Source organism: Streptomyces sp. NRRL WC-3742 (assembly GCF_000720635.1).
Classification (GTDB): domain Bacteria; phylum Actinomycetota; class Actinomycetes; order Streptomycetales; family Streptomycetaceae; genus Kitasatospora.
The window spans coordinates 87,236-99,411 of record NZ_JOCF01000005.1 but is presented as its reverse complement, the minus strand read 5'-3'; the positions used below and the strand labels follow the sequence as shown (position 1 = coordinate 99,411).

Here is a 12,176-nt window from a genome sequence, read left to right as displayed (position 1 = left end):
TAGTGGTGCGTTCTTTTCGGCCATCGCCAGGTCACCTCCTGGCGGTCCCGGCCCACCTCCCCGCACCCCCGGCTCACCTCCCGGACGGCCCCCGGGCACCTCCCCGACCCCCTAGGCTTCAGAAGTCGAAGGGGACGCCCGGTGGAGGGTTCCCCGCCCTGGAGGGTGGATCATGTCGACGGACACACCGGGCTCGCAGTCGTCCCTGCACCGGGCGAACCTGGAGCGGGTGCTGCGCGCGGTGCGGATGGCGGGCTCGCTGACGCAGGCCGAGATCGCCCGGGGTACGGGCCTCTCGGCGGCCACCGTGTCCAACATCGTGCGGGAGCTGAAGGAGAGCGGCACCGTCGTGGTCGCCGACACCTCCTCGGGCGGCCGCCGGGCCCGCAGCGTCTCGCTGAGCGGGGACGCGGGCATCGTGGTCGGCATCGACTTCGGCCACACCCACCTGCGGGTGGCGGTCGGCAACCTGGCGCACCGGGTGCTGGCCGAGGAGAGCGCCCCGATCGACGTGGACGTCTCCGCCGCGCAGGGCTTCGACCGGGCGGAGGCCATGGTGGAGCGGCTGCTGGAGCAGGCCGGGTTCCGCGCGGAGAAGGTGATCGGCGTCGGCCTGGGCGTGCCCGGCCCGATCGACGTGGAGACGGGCGCGCTCGGCTCGACCGCGATCCTGCCCGGCTGGACGGGCATTGCCCCGGGCCGGGAGCTGGCCGCGCGGCTGGGCATGCCGGTGCACGTGGACAACGACGCGAACCTGGGCGCCCTCGGCGAGCTGGTCTGGGGCGCGGGCCGCGGGCTGAGCGACCTCGCGTACATCAAGGTGGCCAGCGGCGTGGGCGCCGGGCTGGTGGTCAACGGCCAGATCTACCGCGGCCCGGGCGGTACGGCGGGTGAGATCGGGCACATCACGCTGGACGAGGCGGGCCCGGTCTGCCGCTGCGGCAACCGCGGCTGCCTGGAGACCTTCGTCGGCTCCCGCTACCTGCTGTCGCTGCTCGCCCCCACCCTCGGCGCGGAGCTCACCCTGCCCCGGGTGGTCGAGCTGGCGGACCGGGGGGACCTGGGCTGCCGCCGGGTGATCGCCGACGCGGGCCGCCAGATCGGTACGGGCGTGGCGATGCTCTGCAACCTGCTCAACCCCCGCCGGGTGATCCTCGGCGGGGACCTCGCCGAGGCCGGTGAGCTGGTGCTCGCCCCGATCCGGGACTCGGTGGCCCGCTACGCGATCCCCAGCGCCGCCCGCCAGCTGTCGGTCGTCCCGGGCACCCTGGGCGGCCGGGCGGAGGTGCTCGGGGCGCTGGCCATGGTGATGAGCGAGATGGGGGAGTCCGGAGCCCTCGGCCGGGGCTGAACCGAGCTGAAATCCAGCGGCGGCCGATCCCACCTCTCGAACATTCGTTCGTCAATCAAGATTGACCGCCGCCCCCGGCACGACCTCCGGGAATGGCAGCAACCAGACGACCGCACCGGCGGCGCCGCTCGGTGTCCGGCAGGCGGACACTAGACTCGACCGGTCGGCACCGGCCGGACCCACCGGCCCGCCGCCGGACCGGGGCAGCGACGCCCGCCGGACCCCCGCGGTCCGCGAACACTTGAACGAGGAGGAACGGGTGGCCCTGCTGACCCGCATTCGGGGACCGCGCGATCTCGACCGGCTCACGCCCGGACAGCTGGCCGCACTGGCCCAGGAGATCCGGACCTTCCTGGTGACCGAGGTCTCCAAGACGGGCGGCCACCTCGGCCCCAACCTCGGCGTGGTCGAGCTCACCATCGCGCTGCACCGGGTCTTCGACTCCCCGCGCGACCGCATCCTCTTCGACACGGGCCACCAGAGCTACGTCCACAAGCTGCTCACCGGCCGCCAGGACTTCTCCCGGCTGCGCATGAAGGGCGGCCTGTCCGGCTACCCGTCCCGCGTCGAGTCCGAGCACGACGTGATCGAGAACTCGCACGCCTCCACCGTGCTCTCGTACGCGGACGGCCTCGCCAAGGCCAACCAGGTGCTCGGCAAGCACGACCCGGTCGTGGCCGTCATCGGCGACGGCGCGCTCACCGGCGGCATGGCCTGGGAGGCGATCAACAACATCGCCGACGCCAAGGACCGCCCGGTCGTCATCGTCGTCAACGACAACGAGCGCTCCTACTCCCCGACCATCGGCGGAATGGCCAACCACCTCTCGACCCTGCGCACCACCCAGGGCTACGAGCGCTTCCTGTCCTGGGGCAAGGACGCCGTCAAGCGCACCCCGGTCGTCGGCCAGCAGCTCTTCGAGACCCTGCACGGCGCCAAGAAGGGCCTCAAGGACTTCATCGCCCCCCAGGGCATGTTCGAGGACCTCGGCCTCAAGTACATCGGCCCCATCGACGGCCACGACCTCACCGCCCTGGAGTCCGCCCTCACCAAGGCGCGCGGCTTCGGCGGCCCGGTGATCGTGCACTGCCTCACCGAGAAGGGCCGCGGCTACCACGCCGCCGAGAACAACGACGAGGACCGCTTCCACGCGGTCGGCGTGATCCACCCCGAGACGGGCCTGCCGATCAAGAGCGCCGGCAAGGACTGGACCTCCGTCTTCGCGGAGGAGATGGTCGCCCTCGGCCACGAGCGCGAGGACATCGTCGGCATCACCGCCGCCATGCTCCACCCGGTGGGCCTGGCGCCCTTCGCCCAGGCGTTCCCGGACCGCATCTTCGACGTCGGCATCGCCGAGCAGCACGCCGTCACCAGCGCCGCGGGCCTGGCCACCAACGGCCTGCACCCGGTGTTCGCCGTCTACGCGACCTTCCTCAACCGGGCCTTCGACCAGGTCCTGATGGACGTGGCCCTGCACCGGCTCGGCGTCACCTTCGTGCTCGACCGCTCCGGCGTGACGGGCCCGGACGGCGCCTCGCACCACGGCATGTGGGACATGTCGATCCTCCAGGTCGTCCCGGGCCTGCGCCTGGCCGCCCCCCGCGACGCCGAGCAGGTCCGCGCCCAGCTGCGCGAGGCCGTCGAGGTGAAGGACGCCCCGACCGTCGTGCGCTACTCCAAGGGCACCGTCGGCCCGTCCGTCCCCGCGGTCGGCCGGATCGGCGGCATGGACGTGCTGCGCGCCGCCGAGGAGCCCTCGGGCGCCCACCGCGCCGACGTGCTGATCGTCTCGGTCGGCCCGATGGCCACCACCGCCCTGGAGACCGCCGACCTCCTGGCCGCCCAGGGCATCACCGCCACCGTGGTCGACCCCCGCTGGGTCAAGCCCGTCGACCCGGCCCTGCCGGGCCTGGCGGCCGAGCACCGCGTGGTCGTCACCATCGAGGACAACGGCCGCGTCGGCGGCGTCGGCGCCGCCGTGGCGCAGGCCCTGCGCGACGCGGACGTGGACCTGCCGGTGCGCGACTTCGGCATCCCGGCGCAGTTCCTGGACCACGCGAGCCGCGACGAGATCCTCGCCGAGATCGGCCTCAACGCCCCGGACATCGCCCGCAAGGTGACGGCCCTGGTCGCCAAGCTCGACGCGACCACCCCGGTCGAGGCGTGAACGACGGCGTGAACGACGGCGCGAGCGAAGGCGTGAACGACGGCGCGAGCGCGGGCGTGAACGAAGGGCGCCGCGCAACAGCCATCCCGCTGTAGCTCTGTCACAGTTCGCCACCAAACAAGCTGACAATCGCACCGAAAGGCGGGACCGGCGCCACCCGCGCCGATCCCGCCCGGTAGGTTGTCAACCGTGCCGACCACCCCCACCCGCCCCCGCCTGGCCGGACTGGCCACGCGCCTGCCCGCGCGTGTCCGTACCCATGTCCGCCAGGGGTACTGGACCAGGCTGGTGCCGGTCCTCGCACTGGTCGCGCTGGCCACCCACGTCCCGTCCTTCGCCCGGCCCGTCTGGAGTCCGGACGAGGGCTTCCTGGCCACCCAGGCCCGGATGCTCGCCGACGGCGGCGTCCTCTACGACACCGTGGTGGACCGCAAGCCCCCGCTGCTCCCGTGGCTCTACCAGGCGTGCTTCTGGGTCTTCGGCTCCGCCTCCCTCTGGCCTCTGCGCACCCTCGCCGTGATCGCCCACCTGGTCACCGCGATCCTGCTCGCCTCGATCGCCCGCGGCCGCTGGGGCAACCGCGCCGGAGCCGGCGCCGGGCTGCTCTACCTGCTGGTCTCCATCGGCCTCTCCCCGGAGGACACCCAGGCGGCGACCTTCGAGGTCTTCATGCTGCCCGCCATGGTGGCCGCCTTCCGCTACGCCGAGCGCCGCCGCTGGCTCGCCGCCGGCATCGCCGTCGCGCTCTGCTCGCTCACCAAGCAGACGGGCGGGGCCGTCCTGCTGCCGGTGCTGTGGATGCTGTTCCAGGACGCCCGCCGCCGCGGGGTGCGCTGGCCGCCCGCCCTGTTCAAGATCGCCTTCGGCTTCACCCTGCCGATAGCGCTGGTCGCGGTCATCCTGACCAAGCCCAAGGGCTTCCTCTTCTGGGTGGTCACCGGCAGCGGCGACTACGCGACCTTCGGCGGCGCCTGGCTCCAGATGGTCGGCCGCGCGCTCGGCAACTCGGCCATCCTGGCCGCCGCCGGGCTCGGCTTCCTGCTCCCGGTCGCGCGCCGGCTCTGGCTCAAGCACCGCCACCGCCCGCTGCCCGTGGCCGGGGAGGAGCACGGCTCCACCGCGGACCTGTGGGTCTGGCTGCTCTCCTCGGTGGTCGCGGTCAGCGTGGGCTTCCACTTCTTCGGCCACTACTACCTCCAGCTGATGCCCGCGCTGGTCCTCCTGGGCACCGGTGCGGTCGCCACCTCGGCGATCCGCTGGCGGCCCGTGATGGCGTACACCACCGTCGCCGCCACGGTCTTCTGGGCCCTGGCACTGGCCTGGCCGGGGGAGCAGCTCAACCGCACCACCGAGGTCGCCACCGCCGTGGCCGCCCAGAGCGGCCCCAAGGACACCGTGCTGGTCTGGGGCATGCACCCCGAGCTGTACTGGCTGGCCGACCGCAAGCCCGCCACCCGCTACCTGACGGCCGGCTTCCTCACCAACTACAGCGGCGGCAAGGACGGCAGCCCCAACGTGGGCGAGCAGTTCAGCGTCTCCAACGCCTGGCAGACCTTCGACAAGGAGCTGGCCAACGGCCTGCCCGAGGTCGTCGTGGACGACTCCGGCATCGCCCCGTACCAGCCGGTCATGGTGCCCCGGATCGAGAACCTGCTGGACACCCACTACGAGATGGTCGGCGTCTTCGCCGACACCGTGGTCTACCGCCTCAAGAAGTAAGTCCGTACGCGGACACGAACCGACCGTACGCGGACACGGAGGAGCCCCCGGCGACCAGGTCGCCGGGGGCTCCTCCTCGTACGGGCTACGCCTTACGCGGGCACCGAGGCCACGCCGGGGGCGAGGAACCTCTTGCCGTTCACCCGCTCCGAGACGCCCTCACGGTCCAGGTACGGGGTGATCCCGCCCAGGTGGAAGGGCCAGCCGGCACCGGTGATCATGCAGAGGTCGATGTCCTGCGCCTCGGCGACGACACCCTCCTCCAGCATCAGGCCGATCTCGTGCGCCACGGCCTCGAGCGAGCGGCTCAGGACCTGCTCCTCGGTCAGCACGGTGTCGCCGAAGGTCAGCAGCTCCAGCACCTCGGGGTCGAGGACCTGCTGGCCGTCCACCCAGGTGTAGAAGCCGCGCTTGCCGGCCTTGACCACCTTGCCGAGGTTCTCGGAGACGGTGAACCGCTCCGGGAAGGCGCGGTGCAGGGTCTCCGACACGTGCAGGGCGATGGCCGGGCCGACCAGCTCCATCAGCACGATCGGGGACATCGGCAGGCCCAGCGGCTCGACGGCCTTCTCGACGGAGGCGATCGGGGTGCCCTCGTCGATGATGTTCTGGATCTCGCCCATGAAGCGGGTCAGGATGCGGTTGACCACGAAGGCCGGGCGGTCCTTGCACAGCACCGAGGTCTTCTTCAGCTTCTTGGACACCGCGAAGGCGGTGGCCAGCGAGGCGTCGTCGGTGCTGTCGCCGCGGACGATCTCCAGCAGCGGCAGGATCGCGACCGGGTTGAAGAAGTGGAAGCCGACGACCCGCTCGGGGTGCTGCAGCTTCGAGGCCATCTCGGTGACCGACAGCGAGGAGGTGTTGGTCGCCAGCACGCAGGTCGGCGAGACGACCTTCTCCAGGTCCGCGAAGACGGCCTGCTTGACGCCCATCTCCTCGAACACGGCCTCGATGACGAAGTCCGCGTCGCCGAAGGCAGCGGCCTTGTCCAGCGAGCCGGAGACCAGGCCCTTGAGGCGGTTGGCCTTGTCCTGGCCGATGCGGCCCTTGGAGAGCAGCTTGTCGATCTCGGCGTGGACGTAGCCGACGCCCTTGTCCACGCGCTCCTGGTCGATGTCGGTGAGGACCACCGGCACCTCCAGACGGCGGGCGAACAGCAGCGCCAGCTGCGAGGCCATCAGGCCCGCGCCGACGACGCCGACCTTGGAGACCGGACGGGCCAGCGACTTGTCCGGGGCGCCGACCGGGCGCTTGGCCCGGCGCTGCACCAGGTTGAAGGCGTAGATGCCGCTGCGCAGCTCGCCGCTCATGATGAGGTCGGCCAGGGCCGCGTCCTCGGCGTCGAAGCCGGCCTGCAGGCTGGCCTTGTCGGCGAAGTCGGCGTCCTTGACGGCGGCGATGATGTCCAGCGCCTTGTAGGCGGCCGGGGCGGCGCCGTGCACCTTGGCGTCGGCGACCATGCGGCCCCACAGCACGGCGTCGTCCCACGCCTTGCCGCGGTCGATGGCCTCGCGCTCGACGGTGACGTCGCCCTTGAGGACCTTGGCGGCCCACAGCAGCGACTGCTCCAGGAAGTCGGCCGGCTCGAAGATCGCGTCGGCGATCCCCAGCTCGAACACGTCCTTGCCCTTGAGCTGCTTGTTCTGGTTCATCGAGTTCTCGATGATGACCTTCACGGCCTTACCGGCGCCGATCAGGTTCGGCAGGATGGTGCAGCCGCCCCAGCCGGGGACGAGGCCGAGGAAGACCTCGGGCAGCGAGAAGGCCGGGACGCCCGCCGACACCGTGCGGTAGTCGCAGTGCAGGCCGACCTCGACGCCGCCGCCCATGGCCGCGCCGTTGTAGAAGGCGAAGGTCGGGACGGACAGCGCGCCGATCCGCTTGAAGACCTCGTGGCCGCCCTTGCCGATGGCCAGCGCGTCGGCGTGCTCCTTGAGCAGCTCGACGCCCTTGAGGTCGGCGCCGACGGCGAAGATGAACGGCTTGCCGGTGATCGCCGCGGCGACGATCTTCCCCTCGGCGGCCTCGGCCTCGACCTGGTCCAGCGCCTCGTCCAGCTTGAGCAGCGAGCCCGGGCCGAAGGTGGTCGGCTTGGTGTGGTCGAAGCCGTTGTCCAGGGTGATCAGGGCCAGCTTGCCGGCCTGCAGCGGCAGGTCCAGGTGGCGCACGTGGGCGGTCGTGACGACCTCGCCCGGGAACAGCTCGGCGCCGTGCTGGAGCAGCTCGGTCGTGGTGCTCATGCTCACTTACCACCCTCGAGCTCGGTAGACATTTCCGCCCCGCTCCAGTGCGGGTTCTCCCAGATGACGGTCGCGCCCATGCCGAACCCGATGCACATCGTGGTGAGGCCGTAACGGACGTCCGGGCGCTGCTCGAAGCGGCGGGCCAGCTGGTTCATCAGGCGCACGCCGGAGGAGGCCAGCGGGTGGCCGAAGGCGATGGCCCCGCCGAACGGGTTGACGCGCTCGTCGTCGTCCGCGATGCCGTAGTGGTCGAGGAAGGCCAGCACCTGGACGGCGAAGGCTTCGTTGACCTCGAACGCCTGGATGTCGTCGATGGTCAGACCGGCCTTGGCCAGGGCCTTCTCGGTGGCCGGCACCGGGCCGATGCCCATGACCTCGGGCTCGACGCCCGCGAAGGCGTAGGAGACCAGGCGCATCTTGACCGGGAGGCCGAGCTCCTCGGCGACGTCCTCGGCGGCCAGCAGCGAGGCGGTGGCACCGTCGTTCAGACCGGCCGAGTTGCCCGCGGTGATGTTGCCGTGCGGGCGGAACGGGGTCTTCAGACCGGCCAGGGACTCCATCGTGGTGCCCGGGCGCATCGGCTCGTCCGTGGTGGCCAGGCCCCAGCCGGTCTCGCCGACCTCGGGGTTGGTGTTGCGGATCGAGATCGGCACCAGGTCGGGCTGGATGTCGCCGTTGGCGTACGCCTTCGCCGCCTTCTCCTGGGAGCGCACGGCGTAGGCGTCGCAGCGCTCCTTGGTGATGTGCGGGAAGCGGTCGTGCAGGTTCTCGGCGGTCATGCCCATGAACAGGGCGGACTCGTCGACGAGCTTCTCGGAGACGAAGCGCGGGTTCGGGTCGACGCCCTCACCCATGGGGTGACGGCCCATGTGCTCGACGCCGCCGGCCACGACCACGTCGTACGCGCCGAAGGCGATGCCGCCGGCGGTGGCGGTCACGGCGGTCAGGGCGCCGGCGCACATGCGGTCGATCGCGTAGCCGGGCACGGACTTCGGCAGGCCGGACAGCAGGGCGGCGGTGCGTCCGATGGTCAGACCCTGGTCGCCGATCTGCGTGGTGGCCGCGATGGCGACCTCGTCGATGCGCTCGACGGGCAGGTTCGGGTTACGGCGCACGAGCTCCCGGATGCACTTGACGACCAGGTCGTCCGCGCGGGTCTCGTGGTAGATGCCCTTCGGGCCGGCCTTGCCGAACGGGGTGCGGACGCCATCGACGAAGACGACGTCCCTCGCGGTACGAGGCACGGGGGCTCTCCTCCCAGGGACCAACATTTCGAGGTGGGCAGGCTGCCGCCGTCGAAGACCCGAGCGGCGCCGCTTCACCGTCATGCTACCCGTCGGTAACCAACCTGCCCAGGCCCCTCGGAGGGTTGGGGGCGTGTGTCCCGCGACACGTCCCACCAGGAGACCTGCGCCCGGGCACGCGAAAGGGGGTGTCACCCGTACGGATGACACCCCCTTTCGCGTGCCCACGACCTCAGTTCTGCGCCGCGGCCTCGGCGGCCGTCTCGGCGGCGGTGGCGAAGGCCGCGGCCATCGCGGGCGCCACCAGGTCGACCTGCCACTGCCGGGCGCCGAGCCGGCGCAGCGCGGCGGCCACGTTCGTCGCGGTGCTCTCCGCCGGCGGCTCCCAGGACACCCGGCGCACGTGGTCCGGGGTGATCAGATTCTCCGGCGGCAGGTGGTGCCGCTCGGCCAGCTCGCTGACGGCCGTACGGGCGCCGGAGAGCCGGGCGGCGGCCACCGGGTCCTTCTCGGCCCAGGCGCGCGGCGGCGGCGGGCCGTCGTGCGGCGCGGTGGACGGCGGCAACTGGTTCTCCGGGATCTCCCGGCCGCGCTGCACGGCGGCCAGCCACTGCTCCAGCTGGCGCCGGTGCACCCGGGGCCCGAAGCCCTGGACGGCCTGGAGGGCGGCGAGGTTCAGCGGCATGGCCAGCGCGGCGTTGACGATCGCGGCGTCCGGGAGCACCCGGCCCGGCGAGACGTCGCGCTCCTGCGCCATGCGGTCGCGGGCGAGCCACAGCTCGCGCACCACGGCGAGCTGGCGGCGCCGGCGGATCTTGTGCAGCTGCGAGGTGCGCCGCCACGGGTCGGTGCGCGGGGCCGGGCGGGGCGCGGCGGCGATCGCGGCGAACTCCTCCAGGGCCCATTCGAGCTTGCCCTGGGCGTCCAGCTCCTGTTCGAGTGCGTCGCGCAGCTCGACCAGCACCTCGACGTCCAGAGCGGCGTAGCGCAGCCAGGGCTCGGGCAGCGGGCGGGTGGACCAGTCCACCGCCGAGTGCTCCTTGGCCAGGCTCAGCCCGAGCACGTGCTCGGTCATCGGCCCGAGGCCGACGCGGGCGAAGCCGGCGATGCGTCCGGCGAGTTCGGTGTCGAAGAGCCGCTTCGGCCTCAGGCCGACCTCGGCCAGGCAGGGGAGGTCCTGGGTGGCGGCGTGCACCACCCATTCGGCGTCCTCCAGGGCCTCGCCGAGGGCGCTGAGGTCGGGGCAGGCGATCGGGTCGATCAGCGCGCTGCCCGCACCCGCGCGGCGCAGCTGGATCAGGTACGCACGCTGCCCGTAGCGGTAACCGGAGGCCCGCTCGGCGTCGACGGCGACCGGCCCGGTGCCCGCGGCGAAGGCGGCGACGGTGGCGGCCAGCGCCTCCTCGTCCACCACGACGGGCGGAATCCCCTCCTTCGGCTCGAGGAGCGGGACCGGGGCTGCTTCTTCTGGGATGGCTGCTACGGCGTCGGTCACCCACCAAGGGTACGACGGCCTCCGGAACCAGGAGTGTTGTCGGACTGGTCAGACCACCTCCGACGCCGTTCCGTGACACCGCTCGGTGCCCCGGCCGGGACGACTGCGGCGGCCGAGGAGGAAACGTTCCTCCTCGGCCGCCGCAGCGGGATCGGATCGATCGGCTAGTGGATGATGCCGGTGCGCAGCGCGACGGCGACCATCCCGGCGCGGTCGCCGGTGCCGAGCTTGCGGGCGATCCGGGCCAGGTGGCTCTTGACGGTCAGTGCCGACAGGCCCATCGCCACGCCGATCGCCTTGTTGGACTGGCCCTCGGCGACCAGGCGCAGCACCTCGACCTCACGGCCCGACAGTTCGCGGTAGGCGGGCTGCTGCGGGCCCTGCGCACCGGGGGCACCCGGGGCGCCCGGCATGCCCGGCATCCCGGGGCGGCGCATCCGGCCGGCCAGCCCGGCGCCCAGCGGCAGGCCCGGTCGGCCCGGCATGGCGATGTTGGTGCGGGTGCCGGTGACCACGTAGCCCTTGACGCCGCCGGCCAGCGCGCTGCGGACGGCGCCGATGTCGTCGGCGGCGGACAGTGCAAGGCCGTTGGGCCAGCCCGCGGCGCGGGTCTCGGCGAGGATCGTCAGCCCGGAGCCGTCGGGGAGGTGGACGTCGGCGACGCAGATGTCACGCGGGGTGGAGACCCGGGGACGGGCCTCGGCGATCGAGGACACCTCGATCACATCCCGGACGCCGAGCGCCCACAGGTGGCGGGTGACGGTGTTTCGGACACGGGGATCGGCGATGACCACCATGGCGGTGGGCTTGGTCGGCCGGTAGGCGACCACGTTTGCGGGGTGCTCGAGAAGGACCGACACCAGGTCTCCTGCGGGGAGTGGCGGACGGAACCCCGAAGGGGGCGGTTCGGAGTGTTCCGCGTTCGGAAAGGGTCACAGTCTGCTTCGGCATCAACCGTGCCCGGCTTTAGCGAAAGATCACGATCTAGTGAGTAACAATACGGACAAATCGCGCATATGACTGATACGACATGCCCTGAATTCGCACAAAATCGATCAAATTCGTTGCGGAACGGTCACGAACCACCGGGGTATTGACGCAGACCGGGTCCGAAGCCACACTCCGTCAGCCCTGGGGGTGGCACCACGGCACCGCGGTGCCGTCCGGGCCGGGAGCCACCCGTCAGTGCGACCGCGGGCGTCGACGCGCGGGCATCGGGACCACTCCACCGAGTGACGTGACCTCCGTCGGCGACTGCGGGGCCGGCGTCGCGGGCGGCAGGCCCGCGCTCACGCACAGCAGGTCCGCCCAGGCCGCCAGGTGCCGTTCGAACCGGCCGTCCGCCGGCGTCCAGGACGCCCGGATCTCGATCTCCGTCGAGGAGGGGCGCTCCGCCAGCGCGCCGAAGTACTGGGACGCGCAGCGGGTCACCGTGCCGGAGGGCTCCGCGTACCCGGCGCCGTGCGCCTGCAGTGAGTCCAGCAGCCAGGCCCAGCCGACCTCGGACAGCAGCGGGTCGCCGGCCATCTCCGGCTCCATCTCGGCCCGGGTCATCGTCACCACCCGGAACTCCCCGTTCCAGGCTTCCTGGCCCGCCGGGTCGTACAGCAGCACCAGCCGGCCGTCGGCCAGCTCCTCGCCGTCCACCTCCACCGAGGCGGTCACCGCGAACGCGTGCGGGGCCAGCCGGCGCGGCGCCGGCGAGGGGGAGAGCTGCACCTCGGGCCGCAGGCGCGCCCCGTCCAGGGCCTCCACGGCCGCGCGGAACTCGCTCGGCGCCCCCTCCGGACCCGAGCCACCTGCTGTGCCGCCACCTGCTGCGCCACCCTGCGCGGGGTGTCCTCCGACCGCTGCCATGCCCCGAAGACTAGGTGGAAAACCCCGGTCGACGCCGCAACTTCCGCGTCAGCGGCGTGCCGGAACGGCAAACGCGTCCTGATCCCGCCCTAACTCGCCC

8 protein-coding genes are annotated in these 12,176 nt (G+C 72.1%); 3 read left to right on the top strand and 5 right to left on the bottom strand.

Translation table 11 applies throughout. The annotated features are described in order from the left end of the window. Nucleotides 1-172 precede the first annotated feature (172 nt). The 3 genes from IH61_RS0105010 (at nt 173) to IH61_RS0105000 (ending at nt 5,237) form a co-directional block, all read left to right on the top strand. Entirely contained in the window at nt 173-1,351 is a 1,179-nt protein-coding gene (locus tag IH61_RS0105010; RefSeq protein ID WP_031065478.1) for an ROK family transcriptional regulator, read from the top strand. A 259-nt stretch (nt 1,352-1,610) separates the two neighbouring features. Next, nucleotides 1,611-3,518: a 1-deoxy-D-xylulose-5-phosphate synthase gene (dxs, locus tag IH61_RS0105005; protein WP_031065476.1), complete on the top strand. Its 1,908-nt coding sequence runs from the start codon at nt 1,611-1,613 to the stop codon at nt 3,516-3,518. Nucleotides 3,519-3,707: 189 nt separating this feature from the next. Continuing rightward, entirely contained in the window at nt 3,708-5,237 is a 1,530-nt protein-coding gene (locus tag IH61_RS0105000) for an ArnT family glycosyltransferase (RefSeq protein ID WP_234327029.1), read from the top strand. Nucleotides 5,238-5,329: 92 nt separating this feature from the next. Here IH61_RS0105000 and IH61_RS0104995 read toward each other — a convergent pair whose 3' ends face one another. The 5 genes from IH61_RS0104995 to IH61_RS0104975 all read right to left on the bottom strand — a co-directional run bounded on the left by IH61_RS0104995 (nt 5,330) and on the right by IH61_RS0104975 (nt 12,076). Continuing rightward, a complete protein-coding gene (locus IH61_RS0104995) occupies nt 5,330-7,477 on the bottom strand; it encodes a 3-hydroxyacyl-CoA dehydrogenase NAD-binding domain-containing protein (RefSeq protein WP_031065472.1) in 2,148 nt (715 codons plus the stop codon). Nucleotides 7,478-7,479: 2 nt separating this feature from the next. After that, a complete protein-coding gene (locus IH61_RS0104990) occupies nt 7,480-8,724 on the bottom strand; it encodes a thiolase family protein (RefSeq protein ID WP_031065469.1) in 1,245 nt (414 codons plus the stop codon). A gap of 232 nt (nt 8,725-8,956) precedes the next feature. Continuing rightward, nucleotides 8,957-10,219, bottom strand: a complete 1,263-nt coding sequence (locus IH61_RS0104985; protein WP_031065467.1) for a ribonuclease D — start codon at nt 10,217-10,219, stop codon at nt 8,957-8,959. 164 nt (nt 10,220-10,383) lie between these two features. Then, nucleotides 10,384-11,079 carry a response regulator transcription factor gene (locus IH61_RS0104980; protein WP_031065465.1) on the bottom strand — a complete coding sequence of 232 codons (696 nt, stop codon included), beginning with the start codon at nt 11,077-11,079 and terminating at the stop codon, nt 10,384-10,386. Between the two features lie 322 nt (nt 11,080-11,401). Further along, the gene (locus IH61_RS0104975) at nt 11,402-12,076 is read right to left on the bottom strand and encodes a DUF3000 domain-containing protein (protein ID WP_031065463.1); all 675 of its coding nucleotides are present in this window, start codon (nt 12,074-12,076) and stop codon (nt 11,402-11,404) included. Between the last annotated feature and the right edge of the window lie 100 nt (nt 12,077-12,176).